Raw genomic sequence first — 24,927 nt, 5'->3', positions numbered from 1 at the left:
GGAGGCCCTGGCCATGCCGGGATCAGATGCCGGGCGGACAAGGCGCACCAGAGGAGCCGGCTGTCCGATCCGCGCCTCCTTCCGTGGGCGCCGCCCTCAAGGGCTGGCGCCTGCTGCGGCAAGTCTGCCGCAGGGCCAACCGCGTCACCGCGATCGTCGAGGCCGTCCTCGTCTCCTATGACGCCTCAGCGTGAGGTCGGAAAAGGATCACTGTCTGAGGTCGATCGTGCGTACCGGCTGTCCCGTGGTGCGGGCGAGGGTTTCGAAGTCGCTGTCGTAGTGGAGCAGGGTGAGGCCCGCTTCTTCGGCGGCGGCTGCGACCAGGAGGTCGACCGGGCCCGCGCTGCGGTGCTCGCCCTTCGCGGTGAGCTGCTCCTGGACCACGCGGGAGCGGCGGTAGATGCCGTCCGGCATCGGACACCGAACGTAGTGGGCGTCGAGTGCCGCCTTCAGTCGTGTGCGGCCCGCGGAAGAGCGGGCGGAGTGGAGGACCTCAAGTTCCGTGATGTCGCAGATCGCGACGAGGCCGGCAGCGATCCTGTCGTCCCACTCGGCTGTGTTCTGGGCGAGAAGAACGCGGGCGAGGGCGGAGGTGTCGATGAGGTAGTCGGCGACGGTCACGGCCGGTACTGGCTCTTGTCCAGGAGGATGTCGAGGTCCAGGGCTCCGTCGGTCACCAGTTGCCGGGCGTCCTCGAGTGCGCGCAGGCGCCGGTATCGAGCGGTGACCTCGCGCAGGGCGGTGTTGATCGTGTCGCGCTTGGTGGTGGTGCCGAGTTCCCTGGCGGCGGCTTCCAGTGCCTCGTCGTCGAGGTCGATGACAGTTCGGCTCACGGCGGCTTCCTTTGTATACGACGACGTATATCAGTATGCCTGATCCATTGTATAAGGAGTCGGCGGGCTCCAGTCTGGTCCTGATCGGCGGGCTTCATGGCCGGAAGGTGAGTCCAGGTCCGCAAGTCCCTGACGCAGGGTAAAACTGGACAAGAAGGTACTTCTGTCGCACGGAGTCATCATGTCCAACGCGACAGTGACCCTTCCGGCCGTAGAAAGTGACCCTCGGGCCACGAGGGCGAGCCCCCGCTTCGCCGGCAATCCCCTGGTGTGCGCCGGGTCTCGCCCCACACCGTGCCGATGCTGATGGCGAACGGACCCGCGGCCTGGGTCGGCATGGAGCTCGGTGCTCGCGTAGGTGCCCATACCCCTGTCAGCGCATGCGCATCTGGTGCCGAGGCGATTGCGATGGGCCCGGACCTGATCCGCCTTGGGCGCGGATGTGGTCGTCGCGGTCGGGGCTGAGGAACGCAGTGGGCGACCGCGCCGGTGCTCAGCTTCACGATGCACAGTGCTCCATGTGCCTTACGGATATCCGAGGGTCCATCAGGCATGCGAGGCACCGGTGGCACGCGGCTGGCCTCGTGCGGTCGCGGAAGGGCCCAGACCCTTCTCCTCCTGGAACCCTTCTCCTCCTGGAACTCCGGGATTCCGCACGCGAGAGCCGCCCGCGGCGCCCGCAGCCTCGAGGGGCCTGGAGAGGTCGTGACGAGATCGCGAATCATCGGTTCTCAGGTAACAGTTGGTCTCAAGGCCTTCCTAAAGGATCGCCGGGGCCGTAGACCCTAGGGGTAAATCCCATACGAGACAAGCAGGGCGATGACGAATCAACCCCCCGGCTACGGCTACCCGTCAGACCAGAACCCTCATGGCCAGCAGCCTCCGCCCGGCCACGGTGCCCCACAGGGCCCGTACGAGCCGCAGCCCGGCTCGGGCTACCCGCCCCCGCCGCCGCCCGGTTACCCGCAGGGCGACGGTCAGCTCCCGCCGTGGCTCGGCCCGGCCGGCCCGTACGGCCCACCGCCGCCCGGCAACCGTACCCTGGCCAATCCCGGCGACCGCTTCCTGGCCCGCCTGATCGACTTCGGCATCCTGCTGATTCCGTTGATCTTGGTCCAACTCACCGTCGCGGCTGCGGTCGGCTCGATCGTGGCCGGAGTCATCGGCGCCGTGGCCGTCTTCGGCTACGAGGCTGTGATGATGCTCACCCAGAGCCAGCAGTCCATCGGCAAAAAGGTGATGAAGCTGCGGGTGGTCTCAGCGGCGCACGGTGGCCGTCCCTCCGACAACGAGCTCTGGATCCGCAGCGCGGTCTTCAGCCTGCCCCAGGCGGTCTACTGCATTGGCTCGTTGTTCTCCCTGGTGAACGTGCTGTCGCTGCTCTGGGACAAGCCGCTGCAGCAGTGCTTCCACGACAAGGCGGCCAAGACCGTGGTAGTCAAGGAGGCCTGAACGGTGGCCGGTTGACCACTGGGAGTCCGACGAAGCCCGGTTGCCCCGACCATCCTCGGCGGCGACCGGGCTTCGGACTCCGCGCGATGGTAGCCCGTCCCCCTCAGGGCAGGCCCAGCTCGAACGAGATCGCCCCGTCCTCGTTCAGATGCTCCAGCTCGGCGTCGAACCAGAGCGTGTACCCGGCGTGCTCCAGTCTCTCGTACGCCTCCAGGATCAACTCGAGGCTCGGCGCGCCGTGCCAGACGTTGATCAGCAGGAGCTCCTTCGGGTGTCCGCGCAGGATCCAGGACCAGTCGCTCGAGGACGGCTTCGCCCACCTGAACACCCTGCCCGCGGTATCGGCGATCTGTGGGGATCCCTCACGGACACACGCAGCACACGCGCGCTTGAGCGGCTCTTCGGCCGCACCCGGGCTCGCATCCCCAGTGAACTCGACAGCCCACGCCGACCAGTACCGTGGTTCGGGCTCTTGGCGTGAGCCCGTCTCCGGCATCCGGGTGCATCTCCGCGTTGCGTCAGGCGGGTCTGGTGACGACCTACCGCACGGGACGCCTCTGGCCTCCACGATGCCGGTCCGGCCGGCAGCCAGGCCCGGCCGGTCCGGCAGGAGTTGGCCAGAGCGGCACCGTGGAGCAACCCGATCCGCGCCTCCTTCCGTGGGCGCCGGCTCGGGCGGCAGCGCTCGCGCCGAGGTTCACTGTGTCGGCGAGCAGGCGCCGCCCTCAAGGGCTGGCGCCTGCTGCGGCAAGTCTGCCGCAGGGCCAACCGCGTCGCCGCGATCGTCGAGGCCGTCCTCGTCTCCTATGACGCCTCAGCGTGAGGTCGGAAAAGGATCACTGTCTGAGGTCGATCGTGCGTACCGGCTGTCCCGTGGTGCGGGCGAGGGTTTCGAAGTCGCTGTCGTAGTGGAGCAGGGTGAGGCCCGCTTCTTCGGCGGCGGCTGCGACCAGGAGGTCGACCGGGCCCGCGCTGCGGTGCTCGCCCTTCGCGGTGAGCTGCTCCTGGACCACGCGGGAGCGGCGGTAGATGCCGTCCGGCATCGGTCTGCGGCGGCGGGCTCCGCACCATCTCCCGCGGGTAGGCTTTGCCTGATCAGGCGAAGTCGGCGGGGACGAGGTATGGGCGGGGTCGAGAAGACGCGGGGTGGCGGGGCCGAGCGGGCGACCTCGCGGGATGTCGCCCGGCTCGCCGGGGTGTCGCACACGGCCGTGTCCTTCGTCTTCAACGGGCGTGCCCAGGGCAACCTCTCCGCCGAGACGCAGGAGAAGATCCGCAAGGCGGCCGAACAGCTCGGCTACCGGCCGAACGCGGTCGCCCGTGGCCTGCGCCGGCGTCGTACCGCCGTGATCGGTCTGGTCACGGACGAGATCGCCACCTCTCCGTTCGCCGGGCGGCTGCTGCGCGGGGCCATGGACATGGCGTGGAGCAGCGAGCATCTGGTGCTCACCGTCGACTCCGGGCAGGACCCGGTCGCCGAGGACGCGGCCGTCGCCGAACTGCTCGACCGGAGGGTCGACGGGATCATCTACGCCGCGCTGTCGTTGCGCCGCGCCCGAGTCCCGGAAGGGCTGCACCGCACGTTCGCCGTGCTCGCCAACTGTCTCCCCGAGGACGGCTCCCTCCCGGCCGTCATCCCCGCCGAGCGGGCCGGTGGCCGCAGCGCCGCGCGCGTCCTTCTCGACGCGGGCCACCGCCGTGTCGCCCTGGTGGGCGGTCTGGACGACATCGCGACCGCGGAACGGCTGCGCGGCTTCCGGGACGTGCTGCGGGCGGCGGGGCTGACCGTCGAGAAGGACTGGATCGTGCGGACGGGAGGGGAGATCGCCGCCGGGTACCAGGGCGCGCTGCGGCTGCTGGACGGTGTTCCCGCCTGCCGGCGGCCCACGGGGATCGTCTGTTACAACGACCGGGTCGCCGCGGGCGTCCTCCACGCCGCCGCGCGCCTGGGCCTCGAGGTGCCCGCCGAGCTGTCCGTCGTCGGCTATGACGACCAGGAACACATGGCGGCTTTCCTCAGCCCGCCCCTCACCACGGTCGCTCTGCCCCATCGCGCGATGGGAGAGACGGCCGTCCGCCTCCTCCTGGACGCCATCGACAGCGGGACCGCGCCGCCGGTCACCACCCGGCGGCTGGAGTGCCCCGTCGTCACGCGGGGTTCGGTGGGACCAGCTCCCAGCCCGTGACCTCGACGTCCGTCCCCTGCACGGTCAGCTCCGCGATGTCGTCGTCCCGCCGGTACACCCGTTCCGTGGCCGTCGCCCGGTCGCCCGCGAACAGTTCCAGCAGGGAGCCGTCCACGAGGATCCGTACAGCGAGGGTCTCGCCCGGCGAGGTCGGCAGGACCAGGGGGGCCGTGCCGCCGGGGCGGGAGCGTGGCCAGGCCGTGCGGTCCAGGGTCACCGTGCCGGACGCCGGGTCGACTCGCACGGTCAGTTCGGCCCCGGACGTGGCCCGCAGCAGACTCACGGTCGCCGCCGAACGGGCAGTCACCAGCAGGTCGTACGCGAGGGGGAGTGTCCGGTGCGGTCCTGGTGCGGCCGTGAACGGGACGGCCGCTCGCAGTAGTTCGAGCTCCGGAGCCGGTACGACCCGTAGCGTGCCGTCCTCGTGGGTGTCCATCACCCGGGGTGCCGTGAGGACGCCGGACCAGCCCGCGCGGTCCACCTCCTCGGGCGGGCGTGACTCCCAGGACCAGCCCCACAGCAGGGCGCGGCCGGACTCCGTGTCATGGAGGACGGAGGGGGCGTAGAAGTCACGGCCGAGGTCCAGCGGGCCGCCGCCCGTACCGGCCGCGAACCTCGGTCCACCGTCCGCATGCTCCACCAGACGGCCCGTGACGTACGCGGTGCTCAGCGGCTCGCCGTCCCACAGGGCCACTGCCAGCACCCAGTCGCCCCGGGGCGTCGCCCACAACTGCGGGCACTCCCAGCCGATCGCCCGCTTGCCGAAGGCGCGGGCCGCCGCCGGGTCCCGGCCGTCCAGCAGGACCCCGGCGAACCGCCAGTCGTACAGGTCCTCACAGTCGTACACCAGGACGGACGGGGTGCCGTCGGCGTGGCCGGCGCCCATCAGCGCCCAGCGGCGTCCGGCGAAGCGGAAGACGAAGGGGTCCCGGAACATCGTCACGTCCAGGCCGGGTGGTGGGCCGGCGACCACCGGTACCGGCAGCTGCTTCCACTTCCGGAGGCCGTCGTCCTCGGCCACGGCGAGACAGATCGCGCTCAGGCCCTTGTGCTCGTGGTCGATCCCGGAGTACACCGCGGTCGGCACACCACCGTCGTCCACCACGCAGCCGGACCAGCAGCCCGCCTCGTCCGGGCCGCCGGGCGTGGGGCGCAGGGCGATCCCGTGGTCGTCCCAGTGGGCGAGGTCGGGGCTGGAGGCGTGGCCCCAGTGAACGTTCGTGTGCACGGGGGCGTCGGGGTTGTGCTGGTAGAAGAGGTGGTATCGATCGCCCCAGCGGAACGGGCCGTTCGGGTCGTTCATCCAGTTGGCCGGCGGGCGGACCCTGAAGCGCGGGCTGTTGGCGTCGGTCGACCGGCTCACGGAACTCAACGATTGACTCCTGCGGATGTGATGCCCTCGCGCAGAGGGCGCTGGCCGACGACGAACACGACGACGGCGGGGATCATGGAGAGGACGACTCCGGCGAGGACGACGGAGATCGAGCCGGTGCCGAGGTTGCCCTGGAGGGAGACCAGGCCCAGGGGCAGCGTGAGGTTCTCGGTGGAGGTTTCGAGGATCAGCGGCCGGAAGAACTCGTTCCAGTGGTAGTTGAAGGCCAGCACGCCGACGATGGCGAGACCGGGGGCCGCCAAGGGGGCGTACACCGACCGGAAGACGCGCCACGGACCCGCGCCGTCGATCATCGCCGCCTCACCCAGGTCCTTCGGCATGCCCAGGAAGTACTGGCGCATCAGGAAGGTGCCGAAGGCCGTCGGGAAGGCCGGGACGATGAGGCCGAGCAGGGTGTCGGTCAGACCCATCGTCTTCAGTTCCAGGAAGACCGGGACCATCGTGACCTGCAACGGCACCATCATCGTGGCCAGGACCAGCGCGAACAGCGGCTTCTTGAAGCGGAATTCGAGGCGGGCGAAGGCATAGCCCGCCAGGCCCGCAGTGATCATCTGGCCGGCCGCGATCAGCGCGGTCACCAGGGTGGAGTTCAGTGCGTACAGCCAGACGTCGATCTGTTCGAAGACCCCGCGGTAGGCGTCGACGGTGGGGTCCGTGGGGATGATCTCCGGCGGCAGGTCGAAGGACTCCGCCGGCGTGCGCAGTGACGTCGACACCGTCCAGATGACCGGACCGAGCGTCAACAGGGCGCACAGTGCCAGGCCTGCGATCCGGCCCCAGGGTGCCAGGCCGTGCCGTACGCGTGACGTGGTGGTGCTCGTGCGGGGACCCGGCATCGAACCCGATGCCGAACCCGATGCCGAACCCGAGAGGGAACTCGTACTCATCTGACTCACCCGGCTCACTGGTAGTGGACGTATCGTCGGCTGAGCCGGAACTGGAGTGCGGTGACCGCCATGATCAGGGCGAAGAGCAGGACGCCCACGGCGGACGCCTCGCCGAAGCGGAGCTGCTCGAAGGCCGTCTCGTAGATGACCATCACGACCGTGCGCGTCGAGTCGCCGGGACCGCCCGCCGTGAGGACGTACGGCTGCTCGAAGACCTGGAGGGCGTTGATGATGCCGACCACGGACGCCACCAGCAGCGTGGGCGACAGCAGCGGCAGGGTGATGGCGAGGTGTTTGCGCACCCCGCTCGCGCCGTCCAGCGAAGCCGCCTCGTGCACCTCTTTCGGGATGTTGTTCAGGCCGCCGACGAACAGCAGGAACGAGAAGCCGAACTGCTGCCAGACGTACGCCAGGACCACGGCCGCCATCGCTCCGTTCTCCGAGGTCAGCCAGGGGACCGAGGGGATACCGACCGTGCCCAGCAGCCAGTTCACGGGGCCGAAGTCCTGGTTGAACAGGTACTTCATCACCACCGAGATGGACGCGGCGGACAGCACCAGCGGGAAGAAGAACGCCGAACGGAACACGGACCGCAGCCACTGGGGCATCCGGCCGTTCACCGCGATCGCCAGCACGAGTGCGATCAGCAACTGCAGTGCGACCGCGAGCACCATGAAGACGAGCGTGTTGCGGAAGGAGACGAGGACCGTCGAATCGGTCAGGATCTCCCGGTAGTTGGCCGCTCCGGCCCACCGCGGGTCGTCGATCACGTCCCACTGGAAGAGGCTGAGGACGACCGAGCCGACGATCGGTACGACCGTGAAGACGACGATGCCGACGACGGTGGGCGCGAGGAACAGTACGGCGAGGAGGCGGGTGCCCCGGGTGCGGATGGTGGTGGCGGCCGTGGACCCGGATGCCTTACGGGTCTGACCGGTCCTGCGGTTCCTGTGGCTCCTGCGGGTGCGGGCGGGCTCCGGCCCCACCGGCCTGATCTCGGTGTTCGTCACACTTCACGCTCCATGGCCTTCTCCAGGTCCCCCTGCAGCCGGCGCAGCGCGGGACGCACCGCGCGGGGGCTCGCAAGGGCGGTTCCGGTGTGCTTGATCAGCAGCTGCTCGACCTCGTTGACCTGCGGCGGGGCCGGAATCGGGCCGGTGGTGGGGATCTTGTCGAGGGTGTCGTAGAAGACCTGCCAGTGGGCCGGGCCGGTCTCCCGGTAGCGGGCCGCGTCGACCATGGAGCGGCGGGCCGGAGTGGTCTGGTTGGCCGCGAAGAGCTGGGTCATCACGTCCTTGCGGGCGGTGTACTTGATGAACTCCCAGGCCTCGTCCCGCATCTTCGACGTGCGCAGCATCGCGTACCCGGCGGCGCCGAACTGGTGACGCCGGGTACGCCAGCGCGGGAAGTACCGCACGTCGTAGTCGGCCGGTTTCATGCCCGCCTGATGCAGGCCGCCCGCCCAGAAGCCGCCCGCGGGCGTGACACCGACGCGGCCGGTGGAGAAGACACCGACGAGGTTGCGGCCGTCGCCGCCCTCCGGCCGGGTGCACAGGTCCTCCTGGACGAGGGAGGAGAGGTAGTCGTAGACCTCCGCGACGCGGTCGGAGTCGGCCAGGGGTGTCGTCCACCGGTAGCCGCCGCCCCGGCCGCGCCGCTGTGCCTCGGGATAGAAGGAGTTCCAGAGCCAGTCGCCGCCGGGGGCCTTGGACTCGGTGAGGAGGTTGGTGTCGTTGGCGAAGAGCCAGGGGACCACTCCGCCCCACAGCCGGTTGGTCCAGAAGTACGGGGTGAACCGGTCGCCGTTGCTGCGTTTCATCGCTCGCAGCAGCGTGGTGAAGTCGTCGTGGGTCCAGTCGTCGCCGGGGAGGTCGGCACCCGCGCGTTCGAGGACCCGGCTGTTGAGGTACATGTCGGCCGCGTTGAACTCGACCGGCAGCTGGTGGAGGCTCCCCTCGTACATCATCGACTCGACCAGCGAGGGATGGACGTCGGCGAAGTACGTGCGCAGCTCGGCCGCGTCCCGCTTCGCCCACCTGTCCAGCGGTACGCCGAGCCGCTGGGCGAAGAGCTGCACGCCCTCGGTGGCGACGTACACGAGGTCGGGTGCCGTGCCCGCGGCGATCTGGGTGAGGATCTTGGAGAAGAAGTCCGACCAGTCGTAGGCCTGTACGGGGTTGATGCGGATCCTGATGTCGGGGTGGACCTCGCGGAATCCGTCGCGCAGGGCGTGCTGCGCCTCGGGGTTGAAGGCGGAGCCCAGGGTGGCGATGACGAGCGAGCCGTCGTCGCGGCCGGGGATGTCGGCGGCGGTGAGGCGGTCCCAGCCGGCCGCGACACCGGCGAGAGCGGCGGCTCCGGCGCCGTACGCGCCGTAGCGCATCAGGGCCCGTCGGGAGAGGAGCGAGTCGGTCATCGGCGAGCCTAACTCGTGTTAGTCAACGTGATTCCATGATGATGAGAACCCCGCTGCGACTCTGTCAAGGGATGTGCGCGGAGGGGAGGTTGCGAACGACCGATGCGCGAGGGCTTGACCTTTAACGAGTTAGGTATACGGTTCCGGTCCACATGAGTCGCGTCCCGACGACGACGTCGGGGAAGGGAGCCGCACGATGCGTGACATGAAGAGGAGTTCGCCCGGCCCGGGGGAGACACTGTCCAGGCGGTCGCTGCTGACGGCCTCGGCTGTCGGCACCGCCGGTGTTCTGCTGCCGGACCTCGTGAGACCGGCGGTGGCGGTGCCCCGCGAGGCGACGGCCGCGTGCACGGGCAGCTACCGCGCCGAGTACCACTTCACGGTCCCCGACCAGTGGATGAACGACCCGCAGCGCCCGATCTGGATCGACGGCGAGTACCACTACTACTACCTCTACAACCCCGACTACTCGACGGGCGGCACGACGGCCGGCACCGCCTGGCGCCTGGCCACCAGCACCGACCTCGTCTCCTTCACCGACCGGGGCATCGCCGTGCCGAAGGACACGACTCCCAACGGCGATGTCTGGTCCGGCTCGGCGGTGGTCGACACGGACGGCACGGCGGGCTTCGGCGCGGGCGCGGTGATCGTCCTCGCCACCATGGCGCCGGACGAGGTCACCCAGGCCCAGTACCTGTACTACTCGACGGACGACGGCCGCACCTTCACGAACCACGGCACCGCCCCGGCCCTCCCCAACCCCGGCGTACGGGACTTCCGCGACCCCAAGGTGATCCGCGACGAGGAGCACGGACGGTGGGTGATGCTGCTCGCCGAGAACGACAAAGTCGGCTTCTACCACTCCGCCGACCTCAAGGCGTGGACGTACGTCGGCGGCTTCGTCAAGGGCGGCATCGGCGTCCTGGAGTGCCCCGACCTGTTCCGGATCAGGGCGGACGACGGGACCTGGAAGTGGGTGCTGGGCGTCAGCGCCAACGGCAAGGGCTCGGGGCTGCCGAGCACGTTCGCGTACTGGACGGGTTCCTTCGACGGTACGGCCTTCACCGCCGACGTGTCCGATCCCCAGTGGCTGGACCACGGCTGGGACTGGTACGCGGCGGTCACCTTCGACAAACGGGACGCGAGCGGGGTCCTGGACCCGGACACGCGGTACGCGATCGGCTGGATGAACCACTGGGACTACGCGAACACCACGCCCACGATGGAGTGCGACGGCTTCAACGGCACCGACTCGATCGTCCGCGAGGTGCGGCTGAAGCACGCGTCGGGTACGTACTACCTGGCGTCCCAGCCGGTGGCGGCCCTGGACGACCATGTGTCGCGCACGGTGGACCTCGGCGACATCGTGGTCGACGGCACACGGCCGCTCGATTACACGGGTACCGCGTACGAGCTGACCTGTGAGATCACCTGGGACCAGCTGATGGGCGCCGGCCTCCAGTTGCGGCGGTCGTCGGACGGTGGGCGGCACATCGACGCGGGGGTCTACGGCGACTACGCCTTCGTCAACCGCGGTTACACCGTGAGCCCCGACACCTCCGGCCGATGGCAGGAGAGCCGCACGCCGTTCGACCTGTCCGCCGGCACGGTCCGCCTGCGGATCCTCGTCGACCGCACGTCCGTCGAGATGTTCGTCGGCGACGGCCGGTACGTGCACTCGACCGAGGCCTTCCCCGACCCGTCCGACACCGCACTGGCGCTGTTCACGATCGACGGGCAGGCGGTGTTCCGGAACGTGGTGATCCGGGAGTTCACGGTCTGATCCGACGGGGGCGCCGGGGCGGGCCGGGAGGCTGCCCACGACCGGCGCGCCAGGGCTTCCTGTCCCGATCGAGTGGAGGAGGCGCCCGGCGGGCATGGCCGAGTCCCAACGTAGTGAAATCGGGCAGACCAGAGCGCCCACAACCCCGCCTCCCGCCTCCCGCGTTCACGAAGGTCCCGCCGCGGCCGGAGTGGCCCCGAGGCGGCGTTGGCGGCGGGTGTACGTGGTGACGGCCTGCCAGAGGTCCCGGCGGTCGGTGTCGGGCCAGAGGCCGGGGGTGAAGTGCAGCTCGGCGTAGGCCGTGTGCCAGGGCAGGAAGTTGGAGACGCGCTGCTCGCCGCCGGTCCGCCAGAGCAGGTCCACGTCCGGCATGTCCGCCAGGGGCAGGTGCCGTGCGAAGTCGTCCTCGGCGATCAGGGCGGGCTCCAGATGGCCGGCCCGCGCCCGGCCGGCCAGGGCGGCGGCCGTGCGGGTGAGCTCGTCCCGGCCGCCGTAGTCGATGCACATCGTCAGCGTCAGGCCGGTGCGGGCACGGGTGGTGCGCTCCCGCAGGTGGAGGAGGTCCACCAGGTCGGGGGGCAGGCGGCCGGCGCGGCCGTGCCAGCGCATCCGGACGTCCAGGTCGCGGAAGGGGTTGTCGGCCAGTTCGCCGCGCAGCAGGCCGAGGATCGCGTCGACCTCCTCCGGGTCGCGGTGCCAGTTCTCGGTGGAGAAGGTGTAGAGCGTCAGGTGGCGCAGGCCGATGTCCAGGGCGCCGTGGACCACCTCGCGGACCGCGCCGGCACCGGCGCGGTGGCCCTCGTGCCGGGGCAGGCCGCGCTGCTGGGCCCAGCGGCCGTTGCCGTCCATGATCACGGCGACGTGAGCGGGCAGCCGGCCGGGCGGGATCCCGGGGGGCTGCTCGCCGCTCGGATGGGGCGGCGGCAGCAGGAAGCTGCGGGTGGATGCCGGCCGGGCGGGCTCCGGCTGCGTGGGGACACGGGGGTGTTGCCGCGGCGGCACCGTCAGCGGGGTCAGGCTCCAGGCCAGGGCCGCGCGGGCCCGGGCGGGGGCCAGGACGCGGGCCCGGGTGCGGAGCGCGGGCCGGGGCGGGGAGCGGAGCAGGGCCGGGCCGGCCGCGTCGACGGCGTCGAGCTGGGCGTGCAGCAGGGCGGCCATCGTGCCCAGGACCGTCGCGGGGCCGGGGTGCATGCCGCGGGTGAGGGCCTCCTGGGTCACCCACTGGCGGGCCAGGCCGGTCAGATGCGTGATCAGGTCGGCGACGGCGGGGCTCCAGCGGCGCTGCGCCAGGTCGGCCCCGGACCCGGGATGGAGGTCGAGGGCCTCGGCGGGCAGCAGGAGGTCGCCCTGGGCGAGGTCCGCGGACAGGTCGGTGAGGATGTCGGTGAGCCGGACGCCGTCGAGGAACTCCTCGTAGGCCTCCCGGGTGTCCAGGCGCAGTGCCACGGGGACGCCGGCCCGGTCGAAGACCGTGCGGACCTGGCCGAACCAGGGCAGGAGGTTGTCCCGGCCCCAGGCGCGCCACTCCGCCCAGTCGGCGAAGTGCCTGCCGCGGGTGTCGTCCTGGACCTGGGCCATGGCGTCCCGCAGCTCGGACAGGTCCAGGCGCCAGCGGTTCGCGGTGTCGACGAGGGCGTGGCGGACCGGGTCCGGGCTCGAGCCGGTGGGCAGTTCGCGGTGCAGGGCGGTGATCCAGGCCTCGACCCGGGCGGCCCGCTCGGCGGCGGGTGCGGTGCGGTCGTCGCCCAGGTCGTCGAGGGCACTGGCGGCGGCCCACAGGGCGTGGAGCGCCGGGCGCAGGGCCGCGGGCACCAGCTGGATCAGCGCGTACTCCGCCGGGTCCTGGTCCTTCGTCCGGCGCCGGCACAGTCGGTAGGCCGCCCGCAGGGCCGGATCGTCGCCGGTCACCGGGTGTCCGGCCGGGCCGGGGGCCCCGGGGGTCGCTTCTCGGTCCGCCGGTGCTGTGGTCGCGGGGGGCACATCGGTCACACCGAGGACGATACGTCTTGGTTCGGCGCGGTGATCACAGGGGCTGGGCGCGCGTCAGCGATCCGCTCCGGCCCGCCCGCGGGTCCCCGCCGGCGCGGGTACGTCACGGGCCCGGCCCCGGGTCGGGGCGCACGGCCTCGGTGATGCCGGCCCGGGCCGCCTCGAGCTGGGCTGCGAAGGCGATGCCGAGGAACAGGGCCACGCCGGTCAGGTTGGCCCACAGCAGCAGGGCGACGAAGGCCGTCAGCGGCCCGTAGACGGCGCCGAAGGAGCCGCTCTGGGCGACGTAGAGCGCGAGCAGCCAGGTGGCCGTGATCCACAGCACCAGATGGACCGCGGAGCCGAACGCCAGCCAGGTGTAGCCCGGTTGGTCCCGGCGCGGCGCCCAGCGGAAGATCACCGACGAGGCGACCCAGGCGAGCACCACGCCCAGTGGCATGTCGAGTGCGCCCCACCGGTCGAGCCAGGTGCGTGACCAGCCGAGGACCTGGACCACCGCGCTGCCGACGGCGTCACCGGCCACGAGGACGAGGAACCCCAGGACCATCGGCATGCCCGCGGCGAGGGCGAGGAGCAGGGAGCGGCCGTACTTGGCCAGGAGGGGCCGGTCGCGCTCGATGCCGTAGATGCGGTTGGCGCCGCGCTCGACCTGGGCCATCGCCGAGGTCAGGTTCAGTACGGCGAAGGCCAGGCCGAGCCACATGGCCACGGCGCCCCAGACGCCGGAAGCGGCGCTGCGCGCGGTGCCGTCCAGGGCGTCCTCGACCAGGTCCGCGCTGGCGCCGGGCACGATCCGGCCGAGGGTGAGTTCGATGATCCGCCCCACGCTCTCCGTGTGCACGGTGGTGGCCACGCCGACCAGGGCGATGGTGAACGGCACCATGCCCAGGACCACCTGGAAGGCGAGGGAGCGGGCGCTGCTGAAGCCGTCGGCGTAGCGGAACCGGGTGAACGCGTCGACCAGCAGCCGGCGGCCTCCGTAGCGCCGCAGCGCGGTGAACGCCTCGTCTCCGGAGAGTTCCTCCCCGATCATGTCCCGTGTCTGCGGGACATGCACTGCGGTGCCCATCGAGAAGGTCTCCTTCTGCCTGCGCTGCCTACCGGACCAGCATGCCGGGCGGCACGGCCGTGTGGTGGGTCAGAAGGGCATGCGGCCGCGGGTGCGGCGGCCGGCCGAGCCGCTGCGGCTCACCGCGCGGGAACTCGAGTGGAAGGGCTTGCTGAAGAGCCTGCCCAGGACGCCGGGTGCCTTGCTGCCGGCACGGGCGCCCGCGCCGAGCGAACGCTGAGTGCCGCGCTCGGGGTGGCGCGAGAGGCGGGGGACGAGGAAGGCGAGCACGGCCAGGAGCACGCACCCGGCGATGACGACGGCGACGATCACAAGCAACTCCCTTGACTGGTGGGGGAGATACGGGTGCCCCGTCGTGCCCTCTCCATGTGGCCACCTCCGTGGTGATGCACCCTGGAGGCTGCCGGCTGCCCCGGCGGGGCGGGGAGTACCGGCCCCGCGGGCGGTACCCCCGACCGCCCACTCAGCCTCGGCGGCGCCTCGCGACCGCCCGCTGCAGCGCCGTGCGCAGCTCGGCCGACGGCGGTGGGCCGTCCCCTTCCGCGCTCGCCGTCACCGCCGCCGCGACATCCCGCAGCTTCGTGTTCGACAGCTGGGACGTCTCCCGCAGGATGTGCCACGCCTCGTCGGACGTGCAGCCGTGCGTGGCCATGAGGATGCCCCGGGCCTGGTCGATGACGGGGCGGGAGGCGATGGCCTGGCGGAGCTGCTCGACCTCCTCCTGGAGGACGTGCAGGCGCTCCGCGCGTTCCAGGGCGACCGCCGAGGAGGCCGGGGAGGCCGGCGGCGCCGGGGAGAGCGGGCCGACGGTGTCCAGGCCGGTCAGCGGGTCGGTCGTGTCCAGGCCCGCCAGCTCCAGGATCCGGCGCGGTTGGCCGTTCCAGTTCGTCGCCGTCACTGTCAGCGACCGCTGTCGGCGGTGGTCGGCCAGCACGTCCAGGAACTGCAGGCCGGCCGTGTCCATGAAGTGCACGCCCCCCATGTCCAGGTCGACCCGCGTCACCGTGCCGGGCAGGTCGGCCAGAGTCTTGGCCAGTACGTCCGCGCAGCCGTGAACGAGCTCACCACGCGGGTTGAGCTCGGCTCGGTCCGCATCGACGCGGCCACGGATGACCAGGGTCTCCAGCCCTCCTGTGAGATGTGGTGATGCCGCTGAGGTCATGTCACCGCCTTGTCGGTCCTCATCGGTCGTGTTCGTCTCGCCGGACTGCACGACGTCACTCGCCCCCGTCGACGTCGGTGTGAGGTGCGCCTGCCCGCCGTACGGCGTACTACACACCTTTCGGGGGAATGAGCTTCTCCTGCGCGGGTACGAGCGCTGTGGTCCAGAAGCGTGGGGAGAGGGGTTTGAACACTCGGCAGCGGATGTCGGCGACCGGCCCCCGCGAACCTGTGCCGGGCCTGGCGGTGTTCCCGCTGGCCGGGCGGCAGGGCGTCCGGGCGGCGGGTGAGGTCGGCCTGACGACACGTGCGATCTGGGAAGGCGTACTGGAGCAGGCGGTTCGCGAGGACGATGACGTGTACTACCTCGAGCTGTCCGACGTGACGTTCGTCGACGTCGCGGGCGCCGGTGCGCTCGCCGCCGCCGCCGGGCAGCTCCGGGACGGCCGGCGGTTCGTGGTGCGCCGGCCGCCGCCCGCCCTGCGGCGCACGCTGGACCTGCTGTGGCCCGGTCAGGCGGGTATCGAGGTGTCGGCGTCATGACCACTGCCGTGACCGAGTCCTTCGGGCCCCTCGACCCCTTCGCCCACCCCGCGCTCTTCTACCGGGACGAGCAGGAGTACCTCGCCGGCACCCTGCCCTTCGTGCACGACGCTCTGGACGCCGGCGAGCCGGTCGCCGTCGCCGTGCCCGGCAAGAACCTCGCCCTGATCAGGGACGCGCTGGGGGACGCCGCCGAGGCCGTGCGGCTGCTGGACATGCGCGAGGCCGGACGCAACCCCGGTCGGATCATCCCCGGCGTGCTGCGCGCCTTCGCCGACGCCCAGCCCGCGGGCCGCCGGGTGCGGATCATCGGCGAGCCCGTCTGGGCCGGCCGCTCGGACACCGAGTACCCCGCCTGCGCCCAGCACGAGGCCCTCATCAACGCCGCCTTCCAGGGCCGTACGGCGACGATCATGTGCCCGTACGACGTGGCGCAGCTGCCCGAGCACGTCGTCGCCGACGCGTACGCCACCCACCCCACCGTCATCCACCCCGGCTCCCGGGCGGAGCGGCACAGCGACGCCTACGCCCCCGGGGACGTGGTCGTCCGCTACAACGAGCCGCTGCCGCCCGTGCCGGAGGCTCTGACGTTCACCTTCGACTCCGACTCGCTCCCGCACGCCCGGCACGTGGCCGTCGGGGAGGGCGCGCGGCTCGGCCTCGTCGGCGTGAAGCTGGACGACCTGGCCCTCGCCACGGCCGAGCTCACCACCAACAGCGTGGTGCACGGCGGCGGTTCGGGCGTGCTGAGGGTGTGGGCCGAGCACGGGTACGTGGTGTGCGAGGTCCGCGACGAGGGGCACCTCACGGACCTCCTGGCCGGACGCCGGCCGGTGCCCCGCGACCAGCGCGGCGGGCGCGGGATCCTGCTGGTCAACCTCATCGCCGACCTGGTGCGGGTGCATCGCGGCGACAGCGGGACGACCGTGCGCTGCTGGTTCGTCCGCTGAGCGGAGCCTGACGCTCAGGTGCCCAGCGGGTCCAGCGCCAGCGGCGCGATCCTGCCCTCCAGCATCGCGCCGATCCCCTGCACGGCACACACGTCCGGGCGCTCTGCGATGTGCACCGGCATGCCGGTCGCCTGCCGCAGCATCTGGTCCAGGCCCGGCAGCAGGGCACTGCCGCCGACCATCATGATCCCCCGGTCGGCGAGGTCGGCGACCAGGTCGGGCGGGCAGGCCCGCAGCACCTTGCCGATGCCGTCGAGGATCGCGGTGAGGGGCGTCTGGATCGCGTCCCGTACGGCGGCGGTGTCGACCTGGACGGAGCGGGCCAGCCCGGTGGCGACGTCCCGGCCGTGGATCTCCGTGGAGGCCGGGCCCTGCGCGGTGAGGCCGTTGCCGGACAGGGCCAGCTGCAACGGCCGTACCGACTGGCTCGGCAGCATCAGCTCGTGCTCGTGACGCAGGTGCTGCACGATCGCGTGGTCGACGGCCTCGCCGCCCACCGGGATCCGCTCGGCGGTGACGATCGAGCCGAGGGACAGCACCGCCACCTGCGTGGCCGCCGCCCCGCACACCATGATCATCGTGGCCTCGGGCTGCTCCACGGGCAGCCCGCAGCCGACGGCCGCGGCGATGAGCGTATCGACGAGTTCCACGCGGCGCGCCCCCAGGCCCACGAGCGTCTCGATCGCGGCGCGCTGCGCCAGCGGGTCGGCGTCGTGCGGGGTGCAGGCCGCGGCGCGCAGGATCGGCTTGCGGCGCAGACTGCGGCGCATCTTGTCGCCGAGCAGGTGCCGCAGCATGCGCTGGGCCATCTCGATGTCGACGACGGTGCCGCCGGAGACCGGCCGGACCACCCGGATGTAGTGCGGGGTGCGGCCCGTCATCTTCTCGGCGAGCTCACCGACCGCGATCAGCGCGCCGGTGCGGGTGTTCACGGCGGCGGCGGACGGCTGGTCGACGACGAGCCCGGCGCCCTTGACGTAGACGCGTGTGCGGGCCGCCCCCAGGTCGACGGCGAAGTGGCAGCGGCGCAACTGCTCCAGACTGGCGGTCATGGCAGGTCCTCCCGAGAGCACAGACCGTGGGAGGCCGCCAGGTGGCGGGCCTCGCAGACGTGGGGCCGCCGGGTGGCGGGCCTCCATCGCATCGTGCGCGGGAGAAGGCCGGGCCGCCTTTCGTGGGGGGCCGGGCGGGGCGCCGCCGAACGGGGGGTTCGACGTTTTGTCACAGGGACTGCGCTGCCTCCAGCAGAGGCCCGAGGGACGTCACCGTGGTCTCGCAGCCGGCCTCGCGCAGCTGCCGGTCGGTGGTGGTGTTCCGGGCGAGGCCGACGAAACGCAGCCCGGCCCGCTGGGCGGCGGCGAGCTCGGCGACGGTGGAACCGATCACCAGGCCCGTCGCGGCGGACCCGTCGCAGGCGTCGAGGGCACGCAGCATGCAGTCCGGGTGCGGGGTGAGGAGAGCGAGGTCCTCGGTGCGGCCGTGGACACAGGCCAGGGGCAGCGCGCCGTAGGGCCGCAGATAGCGGGGTACGGCCTCGGCGCAGACGTCCGTGATCACACAGAGGCGGCGGCCGGAGGCGTGCAGGGTACGGATCAGGGGCGCGCAGTTGTGCGTCGCCGGCGCGTGCGGCACCGCCAGGAGTTCGAGCTCGTCGAGCCGCTTCCGCAGCAGCGGCCCGAGCGGGTCCTGCGCGAACGCCCGGAGCACGTCCAGCGGATGGGCGAAGGTCTCCCGCACCGCGCCGGGCAGGGTGTGCCGCGGGTCGCGGTGCTCGTCGACGAGGGCGAGCAGGTCGAGGACGGCCTCGCGCGCGGTGGTCGCCGAGAACAGGCGGGCCACCGGGCCGTCGAAGCCGAGCAGGACCGTCTCGGCCTCGGCGAGGAGCTGCGGCAGCGGGCGCTGCGCGGGCGCGGCCCGCTGCGGTCCGGGCAGGTCCGCGCCCTCCGGGCCGAGCTGCACCGACGCCGTCACCGACAGCCCGGGCACCGGCCAGCGGCGCAGCCCGGCGTTGACCGCGCGCTGGGCGGCGCCCGCCCGGCGCAGCGGATGCCGGCGGGTGATACGCGCCGCCTCCTCCCGCAGGTGACCGAGCAGCGGCTCGGACACCCGGCCGACGTCGGCACGCACGAAGGCGACGGGGTCCTCCACGTGCCAGGACAGCTCGACCGCGGCGGCGAAGGCTCCCTTGCCCGAACTCGGCAGGGAGACCCGGTGGCGGACCTGGTGTGTGGTGAGGTCGACCTCGTAGTACGTCACGAGCCGCGGCGGCCGGTCGCCGTGCGGCCGGGCGGGGTTGAGGAGGGTCAGCGGGCCGTCGGGCCGGGTGTGGACGACGGCTGTGCGGCCCGGGACCGGTATGCCGAGCCGGCGCAGGTCGCGCGTGATGAACGGGCCCTGCACCAGGTCACGGGCCTCGGGTTCCCGGGTGGGGGCCGGGGACAGCGGGCAGTACCAGGCGACGGGCGGGGTGTCCGAGGCGCCGTCCTGGTAGAGGGGCTGGAAGCGCTGGGGGCCCTGGGCGGCCGAACTGGCGGCGAACTGCTCGTAGACGTCCGGGGAGACGATCACCTGGATGCCGGCGGGCACGGGCGGTGGCTCGGGCGGCGGGGCGGGCCGGTCCCAGAAGGTGACGGTCAGCGGCGGCGGGTCCACGAGCCCGGTGAGGACGTCGGGCAGGCCGCGCAGGACGGCCACCAGCACGGGGAGGAGATAGGTGCCGGTTTCGGTGTGGACGTCGTAGCCTCCGCCGCGGACTCGTACGTCGAACTGGTGGGGGGCGAGCGCGCCGCGGGAGAGCATCTCGTGCACCGCGTACTCGAGGGTGATGCGGGCCTCGGGGTGACCGGTGAGGTCGTCGGCCTCGAAGAGGATCGTGGGGGCGGTGGCCCCCGGCCCGGACCGCAGTTCCGCCCTGAGGGTGCGCAGCCGGTCCCGGGTGGCCGCGGCGGCGGGGCCCGGAACACCGTCGAGAGGGTCGCCGTACCAGAGACCGAGGGCGCGCCAGGGGTCGCTGCCGTCGTCCGCGAGGAGCCGCTCGCAGTGCAGCACGTCGACGTACACGTCGGGTAGGTGCAGGGCGTACGAGTGGGAGAGGGCGACGAGGCCGCCGTCCGGCAGTACCTGCCGGACCTCCGCCGCCAGGGCGTCGAGGCGCTGGGCGGCCTCGCTCTCCGGCAGGGGTTCCTCCCACAGCCCGCGGGCCAGTTCGGAGTGGGGCACGCGCACGCCGTGCCGGAGGAGCAGCATGCACAGCAGCGCCTGGGCCTTTGGGGAGGGCGGTTCCACGGGCTCCGTGCCCGCGCTGATGCGCAGGGGACCGAGCAGGGTGAAGGAGCGCGGCGGTGGCCACTCGGCGGGCAGGCGGGCGGCGTAGGCGGCGGCTTCGGGCAGTTCGTGCCGGTCGATCAGATCGAGCAGTTCCCGGTGCTCGGCGGGCACCTGGGCGCCGGCGGCCAACTGCTTGAGCAGCCACCGGAACTCCGCGACGTCCGCCTCGGGGGCCTTGTCCCGGGACTCCTCGCCCAGGGCGATGCGGCTGAGCAGCACCGTGCCGTCGGGGCGCAGCAGCAGACCGGCCGGCCCGCGCTCCCCGCGCACCAGGCCGCGCGTGTGCAGGGCCTCCAGCCCTGCCAGGCCCTGGCACACCAGGCGGGCGAAGGCCGGGAAGGTGATGCCCGAGAGCACTTCGGAGACCGTCAGGCCGTCCACGAACTCCGTCACCAGGTAGGGCGCGTCGCCCTCCACCCCGAAGTCGAGCACCTTCACCACATGCGGATCGTCGATCCCGGCCAGCGCCCGCGCCTGGATCAGGAACCGTTCCTGCGGGGCGGGCTGCTCACGGTACCGGCGCACGATCACCTGCCGGTCGGTGCGGACGTCCACGGCCCGGAACACGCGCCCTTCCCAGTCGCGCCGCCCGGTCAGCCGGTACCGCCCCGCGAACAGCACCTCCCCGCCCAGCCGCCGCACGGTCTCCTCGCTGACCGTCGCGAACGCCGGGCCCGCCTCGCCCCGGCCGCTGTCCGTCTCGGCCCGGAACTCCCCGGCCGCGAGCCCCGCGCGCTCGTCGATCAGGCCCCCGACCCGTTCGAGGAACTCGCGTGTCCGGCCGCGGGCCGTGCGGGGGAGGGAGCGCAGCAGCAACTCCCGTACGCCGGGCCGGAACGCGTAGGAGCCGGGCGGGCCGGGGGCGGAGGTGAGCATGCCGCTGAGGATCACCTCGGCCAGGTGCTGGGGGCGTGGGTCGCGTTCCAGGGTGCGCTGGACGAGGCGCATCACCGGGACCGAGGGGACGGCCAGCGCGAGGTGCCCGGCGAGGCGGAAGGCCTCCGGGGAGGCGGTGGCGCGAAAGCGCAGGACCAGGTCCTCGGGGGCGGAGGTGGTGATGTCAGGGGTGGGCTCGGCGGGAGGCGCGGGAGCGGGCGGCAGCCAGGCCACCGCGCCGGGTGTCCGGGCGCCGCCCGGGTCGGCGAGCAGGGCCGCCCAGTGCGCGAACCAGGGGGCGCCCGGTTCCAGGACCGGCAGCGGGACGGCCCCCTCCGGGGGCGGTGACGCGTCGTACGGGGTGAACGCGAGGGCCGCCGTGGGGGACGCGGTGGCCGGCGACGTCAGCAGGCCGGGCTCGGCGGGCAACGCCGTGGTGGACCAGAGGTGTTCGGGGAGGGGCTGGACCACGGCGAGCGGCATGTGGTGGGCCCAGTGCCGCAGGGTGCGGTACCAGCGCTCGCCCGCCTCGCCAGGGCGCCACTGCGGTCCCATGCAGTCGCTGACGACGAGGGTGACCGTGCGGCCGTCGTCGAGGACGGGGACGTGGCGGGCCCGGCCGTCGGGTGTGGCCGGGTGCAGGGTGACCGTGCGGAAGATGCCCGACTGGGCGAGCGCCGTGTGCAGTTCGCTCACCAGGGGGTTCCAGACCGGCATGGTGGGGCCGGTGTCGTGCACGAGGTTCAGGCGCAGCCAGCGGTCGGGTGCCGGGCGCAGCACGGGGAACCACACGTCCGGGTGGGCGCCGAGCCGGGCGATCCGGTCGGCCGTCGCCCGCTCGTCCAACAGGCGCAGATGCGGGGAGGGCACCTTGCGCTGCAGCGGACGCAGGGCGCGCTGCAGCGCGAGGGGATGGGGCAGCATCGGCGGCGCGGGCGCGAGGAGGGGTGATCCGCCGCCGGGTTGGTGGTGCGGACGGTCCGGGGACCGTGGGGTGGGGAGACGGAGGGGGACTCGGTCGGGGGCGGCCCGGTCAGGAGGCTCGGCGGTGGGCGGCGGTACGGGGGCGGCGGGGGCCGGCTCCTCGGGGCCGGGAGCCTCCGCGCCGGTGGCGGGAGCTTCGGGAACGATCGGCCGGCCGCTCTTGGGCTCCCCGGTCGGCGGCTCCAACTGACCTGCCATCCACAGCAGTTCGGCGATCTCCCGCGGTGTCGGCGCAGCGCCGGCCGCCGACAGTGCCGCCGCCAGCCGGCCGACCGGGGACGGCCCGGGTCCCTCAGAAGCCATCGCCGTCGGCCGTCGCACTGAGGTACGGCATCAGCTGCTCGGCGAGGTCGTCGCGGGACTCGGCGTCCAGGCCCGCCACTCCCGTGAGGTAGAGGGCGTTCAGCAGCTGGTCGGTGGCCAGTTCGCCGCCGGAGGCCCGCTCCAGGAAGCGGTTGATCAGGCGGTCCGCGTCGCCGCTCGGTGTGTCGAGGTGGGCCCGGACGATGTGGGTGAGCTGGTCCCGGCCGGGGCGGCGCAGCTTCAGCCGGACGCAGCGGCGCAGGAAGGCCGGCGGGAACTCACGCTCCCCGTTGCTGGTCAGCACGACGAACGGAAAGGCGCGGCAGCGGACCCGGCCGCGCCGCACGGTGACCGGGGTGTCCGTCCCGTCGGCGAGGACCTCGGTCGCGCCGTCGCCGGAGTGCCGGGCGGCACGGACCAGTTCCGGGATCTCGTACTGCCCCTCCTCCAGGACGTTCAGCAGGTCGTTCGGCAGGTCGAGGTCGCTCTTGTCGATCTCGTCGACGAGCAGCGCGCGGGGCCGGCCGTAGGGCAGCAGGGCTGTGCCGAGCGGGCCGAGACGCAGGTGGTCCTCGACCCCGCCCCGTTCGTCCCGTCCCTCCCGGGCCGCGTACAGCCGGGACAGCGGGTCGTACTGGTAGAGGCCGTCGGCCAGCGAACTGCGGCTGGTGATGTTCCAGCGCAGCACCGGGCCGAGCCGCAGCTCGCGCGCCACCGCGTAGGCGAGGGACGACTTCCCGGTGCCGGGCGGTCCGGTGACGAGCAGGGGGCGGCGCAGGCAGAGCGCGGCGTTGACGAGCCGGACGCTCTCCTCGGTGGCGACGTACGACTTCGCCCGGTGCACACGGTCGGGGGAGACGGCCGTCACGTCGTCGCCGTCGTGCGGCGGAGGCAGGGCGGGCCCGCCGTCGAAGGCACGCCAGGGCGGCGGGGCGGGCAGGTCGTCGATGCCGTCGTGCGGCTCGTTGCGGCCGGTGTAGACGGACCAGTGCGGCATGGGGAGTGGTCTCCGCTCTCCGTTTTCGTGCGGGTGTTTCTCAGGCGCGTCGGGTGCGGGCGGTCAGGCCACCGGCGACCTCGCGTGCGCGGCGGCGGCGACGGCGTGCGGGTCGGTGAAGACCCGCGGGTCGTCCCAGAGCAGCTGGATGCCGCGGGCCCAGTGGTCCTCCTCCGCGAGCGCCTCCTCGCGCAGGGCGAGGACGTGGCGCGGGAGTTCGGCGGGCGGTACGGCCATGACGTGGGTGTCGAGCGCGTCGAGGAAGGCCTTGCCGGTGCAGCCGTCCGCTCCGGCGCACTCCTCCTGCCCGGAGCCGCAGCCGCCCCGCGACCACACGATCAGCGGGGCCGGCGCGGCGAGCGAGGTGTCGAAGTGCCGCCGGGTGCGGGCGGTGGCCGGGGCGGTGCCGAACCCGGCGAGGCAGGCGTCGTGCTGCCGCAGCCGCAACCGCAGCCGCCCGGGCTCCTCCGGCCCGCCGCACTCCACCCGGTGCATCCGCGCGCCCGGCCAGGAGTCGAGGCGCTTCCACGCCCGGGTCAGCACGTGCCGGGTGCTGGCCTTGCGGCGGGCGTGGTCGGTGACGACCAGCGGGTAGACGCAGCCGAGCGGCGTGTCGTCGTCCGGGGCGCTGTCCCAGCGGTCGACCGGCCAGTCCAGCCAGTCCCGGGGCAGCGCGAACGCGACCAGCTCGTCCGCGCCGGGCGTCAGATACCGGAACGCCGCCTCGATCCCCTCCTGCACGTACGCGTGCAGCCGGTGCCGCTCGACGGTGCCGGAGTCCACCGGGTGCCGGCGCCCCTCGCTGTACGCGGACACCTCGACGCGGACCAGGCCGTCGCCCGCTCCGCTGTGCCCGAGCTCGACGAGAATCGGCGACCAGTCGGGCGCCGACGGCTCCACGGCCGGGGAGTGCAGCAGGTCCTGAAGCCGGTCGGCGAACCGGGCGACGGTCCGCGCGGCGCCCGGGCCGTCGAGTTCGCACAGCACGAACAGGGCCGCCGACCACAGCGAGTCGAACCCCTCCTCGGGCGCCGGGGGATCGAACCGGTCGGCCGCCGCCGTGTACAGCCGCACCGGGTCGCAGTCGACGCCCGCGCGGGCCGCCTTCTCGACCAGGGCGCGCAGCCGGGCCCGGTCGGCGCTGGTGTGGTCGGAGGTGGGGACCAGGCTCTGCAGGTCCGGCCAGTAGCGGGCCATGATCTGGGTGGGCATCATCCGGCCGGTGCGCACCTCCCCGCTGCCGGCGTCGGCCGTGACCATGCCGACGACCTCGCCGGTGTCGGCCAGGGTGACGGCGGCCCCGCTGAAGCCCGGGGCCAGGGGCTGGCCGCCCTGGTGCCAGGACTCCAGCTGGAGCCACTCCCGTCTGATCAACTGCGGTGCCGTGACGCGGCATTCGGCGAGAGTGCCCTCGTCGAAGCCGTCCGGGAAGCCGTAGACGACGAGCTTGCGGGCCGTCGGGCCGTGCGCCGCGTCGACCGGGGCCAGCGCGGCCGGGGCGATCGGCATCTCCCGGTCCAGCTCCAGCACGGCCAGGTCGCCGGGGTCGGTGACGCCGCCGCTCCAGCCGCCGTGCGCGACGACCCGGGCCGGCACGGCCGGGGTGCCGGGCCGCTCCGTGAAGGTCACGGCCAGGTCCTCGCCGTCGCCGACGACATGAGCGCACGTCAGCACCGTGCTCGGGGTGAGAAGGAAACCCGCTCCGGCCACCCGGCCCCGTAACTCGATCCGGGCGTGCCACTCGGCGCTGTGCAGAGCGCCCGCCGGTGTGCTGTCCA

Annotated in this window: 20 protein-coding genes and 2 pseudogenes; 6 read left to right on the top strand and 16 right to left on the bottom strand. The window is 72.7% G+C overall.

Annotation, left to right across the window (positions count from 1 at the left end):
* Positions 1 to 207: 207 nt before the first annotated feature.
* Both ACFU3E_RS21405 and ACFU3E_RS21400 read right to left on the bottom strand, forming a co-directional pair.
* The gene (locus ACFU3E_RS21405) at positions 208 to 621 is read right to left on the bottom strand and encodes a PIN domain nuclease (RefSeq protein ID WP_384160361.1); all 414 of its coding nucleotides are present in this window, start codon (positions 619 to 621) and stop codon (positions 208 to 210) included.
* Entirely contained in the window at positions 618 to 833 is a 216-nt protein-coding gene (locus ACFU3E_RS21400) for a type II toxin-antitoxin system VapB family antitoxin (protein ID WP_384160357.1), read from the bottom strand. Before ACFU3E_RS21400 ends, ACFU3E_RS21405 begins: the two co-directional genes overlap by 4 nt.
* 267 nt (positions 834 to 1,100) lie before the next feature.
* On the opposite strand from ACFU3E_RS21400, the pseudogene ACFU3E_RS21395 reads away from it, so the two are divergent.
* Positions 1,101 to 1,299, top strand: a pseudogene (locus tag ACFU3E_RS21395) (beta-ketoacyl synthase N-terminal-like domain-containing protein); the annotation flags it as partial.
* 353 nt (positions 1,300 to 1,652) lie between these two features.
* Entirely contained in the window at positions 1,653 to 2,285 is a 633-nt protein-coding gene (locus ACFU3E_RS21390; RefSeq protein WP_384160354.1) for an RDD family protein, read from the top strand.
* Positions 2,286 to 2,388: 103 nt separating this feature from the next.
* Here the strand turns inward: ACFU3E_RS21390 and ACFU3E_RS21385 are convergent, their stop codons facing one another.
* Positions 2,389 to 2,613 carry a hypothetical protein gene (locus tag ACFU3E_RS21385; protein WP_384160351.1) on the bottom strand — a complete coding sequence of 75 codons (225 nt, stop codon included), beginning with the start codon at positions 2,611 to 2,613 and terminating at the stop codon, positions 2,389 to 2,391.
* A gap of 508 nt (positions 2,614 to 3,121) precedes the next feature.
* Positions 3,122 to 3,331 (bottom strand): annotated as a pseudogene (locus ACFU3E_RS21380) (PIN domain-containing protein); the annotation flags it as partial.
* 75 nt (positions 3,332 to 3,406) lie between these two features.
* On the opposite strand from ACFU3E_RS21380, the gene ACFU3E_RS21375 reads away from it, so the two are divergent.
* Positions 3,407 to 4,471 carry a LacI family DNA-binding transcriptional regulator gene (locus ACFU3E_RS21375; RefSeq protein WP_384160348.1) on the top strand — a complete coding sequence of 355 codons (1,065 nt, stop codon included), beginning with the start codon at positions 3,407 to 3,409 and terminating at the stop codon, positions 4,469 to 4,471.
* On the opposite strand, the gene ACFU3E_RS21370 is transcribed toward ACFU3E_RS21375, so the two are convergent.
* From ACFU3E_RS21370 to ACFU3E_RS21355, 4 genes are all read right to left on the bottom strand, one after another.
* On the bottom strand, positions 4,434 to 5,843 hold the full coding sequence (locus ACFU3E_RS21370; RefSeq protein ID WP_384160346.1) for a glycoside hydrolase family 32 protein: 1,410 nt from the start codon (positions 5,841 to 5,843) through the stop codon (positions 4,434 to 4,436). The two genes, ACFU3E_RS21375 and ACFU3E_RS21370, sit on opposite strands and share 38 nt — an antisense overlap.
* Positions 5,840 to 6,700 (bottom strand): carbohydrate ABC transporter permease, encoded by an 861-nt coding sequence (locus tag ACFU3E_RS21365; protein WP_384160343.1) that lies wholly within the window; start codon positions 6,698 to 6,700, stop codon positions 5,840 to 5,842. The genes ACFU3E_RS21370 and ACFU3E_RS21365 overlap by 4 nt, the downstream gene beginning before the upstream one ends.
* Positions 6,701 to 6,765: 65 nt before the next feature.
* Positions 6,766 to 7,761 carry a carbohydrate ABC transporter permease gene (locus ACFU3E_RS21360; protein WP_384160339.1) on the bottom strand — a complete coding sequence of 332 codons (996 nt, stop codon included), beginning with the start codon at positions 7,759 to 7,761 and terminating at the stop codon, positions 6,766 to 6,768.
* The gene (locus tag ACFU3E_RS21355; RefSeq protein WP_384160336.1) at positions 7,758 to 9,167 is read right to left on the bottom strand and encodes an extracellular solute-binding protein; all 1,410 of its coding nucleotides are present in this window, start codon (positions 9,165 to 9,167) and stop codon (positions 7,758 to 7,760) included. The genes ACFU3E_RS21360 and ACFU3E_RS21355 overlap by 4 nt, the downstream gene beginning before the upstream one ends.
* 196 nt (positions 9,168 to 9,363) lie before the next feature.
* Between ACFU3E_RS21355 and ACFU3E_RS21350 the strand changes: the two genes are divergently transcribed.
* Positions 9,364 to 10,950 (top strand): glycoside hydrolase family 32 protein, encoded by a 1,587-nt coding sequence (locus ACFU3E_RS21350; protein WP_384160333.1) that lies wholly within the window; start codon positions 9,364 to 9,366, stop codon positions 10,948 to 10,950.
* 165 nt (positions 10,951 to 11,115) lie between these two features.
* Here ACFU3E_RS21350 and uppS read toward each other — a convergent pair whose 3' ends face one another.
* The 4 genes from uppS to ACFU3E_RS21330 form a co-directional block, all read right to left on the bottom strand.
* Complete coding sequence (gene uppS / locus ACFU3E_RS21345; protein ID WP_384160331.1) at positions 11,116 to 12,939, bottom strand: polyprenyl diphosphate synthase; 1,824 nt, start codon at positions 12,937 to 12,939, stop codon at positions 11,116 to 11,118.
* A 103-nt stretch (positions 12,940 to 13,042) separates the two neighbouring features.
* The gene (locus ACFU3E_RS21340) at positions 13,043 to 14,008 is read right to left on the bottom strand and encodes a YihY/virulence factor BrkB family protein (RefSeq protein ID WP_384160328.1); all 966 of its coding nucleotides are present in this window, start codon (positions 14,006 to 14,008) and stop codon (positions 13,043 to 13,045) included.
* Positions 14,009 to 14,077: 69 nt separating this feature from the next.
* Positions 14,078 to 14,320 (bottom strand): DUF6411 family protein, encoded by a 243-nt coding sequence (locus ACFU3E_RS21335; protein WP_366715522.1) that lies wholly within the window; start codon positions 14,318 to 14,320, stop codon positions 14,078 to 14,080.
* Positions 14,321 to 14,471: 151 nt separating this feature from the next.
* On the bottom strand, positions 14,472 to 15,170 hold the full coding sequence (locus ACFU3E_RS21330; RefSeq protein WP_384160324.1) for an ANTAR domain-containing protein: 699 nt from the start codon (positions 15,168 to 15,170) through the stop codon (positions 14,472 to 14,474).
* 203 nt (positions 15,171 to 15,373) lie between these two features.
* On the opposite strand from ACFU3E_RS21330, the gene ACFU3E_RS21325 reads away from it, so the two are divergent.
* On the top strand, positions 15,374 to 15,712 hold the full coding sequence (locus ACFU3E_RS21325; protein WP_384160461.1) for an STAS domain-containing protein: 339 nt from the start codon (positions 15,374 to 15,376) through the stop codon (positions 15,710 to 15,712).
* Complete coding sequence (locus ACFU3E_RS21320; RefSeq protein ID WP_384160321.1) at positions 15,709 to 16,662, top strand: anti-sigma factor RsbA family regulatory protein; 954 nt, start codon at positions 15,709 to 15,711, stop codon at positions 16,660 to 16,662. Before ACFU3E_RS21325 ends, ACFU3E_RS21320 begins: the two co-directional genes overlap by 4 nt.
* Positions 16,663 to 16,676: 14 nt before the next feature.
* Here the strand turns inward: ACFU3E_RS21320 and ACFU3E_RS21315 are convergent, their stop codons facing one another.
* The 4 genes from ACFU3E_RS21315 to ACFU3E_RS21300 all read right to left on the bottom strand — a co-directional run bounded on the left by ACFU3E_RS21315 (position 16,677) and on the right by ACFU3E_RS21300 (position 24,904).
* Entirely contained in the window at positions 16,677 to 17,714 is a 1,038-nt protein-coding gene (locus ACFU3E_RS21315) for a rod shape-determining protein (RefSeq protein ID WP_384160318.1), read from the bottom strand.
* 169 nt (positions 17,715 to 17,883) lie between these two features.
* A complete protein-coding gene (locus tag ACFU3E_RS21310) occupies positions 17,884 to 22,152 on the bottom strand; it encodes an SAV_2336 N-terminal domain-related protein (protein WP_384160315.1) in 4,269 nt (1,422 codons plus the stop codon).
* Positions 22,142 to 23,149: an AAA family ATPase gene (locus tag ACFU3E_RS21305; protein WP_384160312.1), complete on the bottom strand. Its 1,008-nt coding sequence runs from the start codon at positions 23,147 to 23,149 to the stop codon at positions 22,142 to 22,144. Before ACFU3E_RS21305 ends, ACFU3E_RS21310 begins: the two co-directional genes overlap by 11 nt.
* Before the next feature lie 63 nt (positions 23,150 to 23,212).
* A complete protein-coding gene (locus tag ACFU3E_RS21300) occupies positions 23,213 to 24,904 on the bottom strand; it encodes a trypsin-like peptidase domain-containing protein (RefSeq protein WP_384160458.1) in 1,692 nt (563 codons plus the stop codon).
* Positions 24,905 to 24,927 lie beyond the last annotated feature (23 nt).

The organism is Streptomyces sp. NPDC057424 (assembly GCF_042803315.1).
Classification (GTDB): Bacteria; Actinomycetota; Actinomycetes; order Streptomycetales; family Streptomycetaceae; genus Streptomyces.
Note: the sequence above shows the minus strand (reverse complement) of the source record. Positions and strands in the feature narration are given on the sequence as shown.

Excerpts from the sequence above, each read along its gene's own strand:
- ACFU3E_RS21390 (WP_384160354.1), top strand. The coding sequence starts at position 1,653 with ATGACGAATCAACCCCCCGGCTACGGCTACCCGTCAGACCAGAACCCT.
- ACFU3E_RS21375 (WP_384160348.1), top strand. The coding sequence starts at position 3,407 with ATGGGCGGGGTCGAGAAGACGCGGGGTGGCGGGGCCGAGCGGGCGACC.
- ACFU3E_RS21365 (WP_384160343.1), bottom strand. The coding sequence starts at position 6,700 with ATGCCGGGTCCCCGCACGAGCACCACCACGTCACGCGTACGGCACGGC.
- ACFU3E_RS21355 (WP_384160336.1), bottom strand. The coding sequence starts at position 9,167 with ATGACCGACTCGCTCCTCTCCCGACGGGCCCTGATGCGCTACGGCGCG.
- ACFU3E_RS21350 (WP_384160333.1), top strand. The coding sequence starts at position 9,364 with ATGCGTGACATGAAGAGGAGTTCGCCCGGCCCGGGGGAGACACTGTCC.
- ACFU3E_RS21340 (WP_384160328.1), bottom strand. The coding sequence starts at position 14,008 with ATGGGCACCGCAGTGCATGTCCCGCAGACACGGGACATGATCGGGGAG.
- ACFU3E_RS21330 (WP_384160324.1), bottom strand. The coding sequence starts at position 15,170 with ATGACCTCAGCGGCATCACCACATCTCACAGGAGGGCTGGAGACCCTG.
- ACFU3E_RS21325 (WP_384160461.1), top strand. The coding sequence starts at position 15,374 with ATGTCGGCGACCGGCCCCCGCGAACCTGTGCCGGGCCTGGCGGTGTTC.
- ACFU3E_RS21320 (WP_384160321.1), top strand. The coding sequence starts at position 15,709 with ATGACCACTGCCGTGACCGAGTCCTTCGGGCCCCTCGACCCCTTCGCC.
- ACFU3E_RS21315 (WP_384160318.1), bottom strand. The coding sequence starts at position 17,714 with ATGACCGCCAGTCTGGAGCAGTTGCGCCGCTGCCACTTCGCCGTCGAC.
- ACFU3E_RS21310 (WP_384160315.1), bottom strand. The coding sequence starts at position 22,152 with ATGGCTTCTGAGGGACCCGGGCCGTCCCCGGTCGGCCGGCTGGCGGCG.
- ACFU3E_RS21305 (WP_384160312.1), bottom strand. The coding sequence starts at position 23,149 with ATGCCGCACTGGTCCGTCTACACCGGCCGCAACGAGCCGCACGACGGC.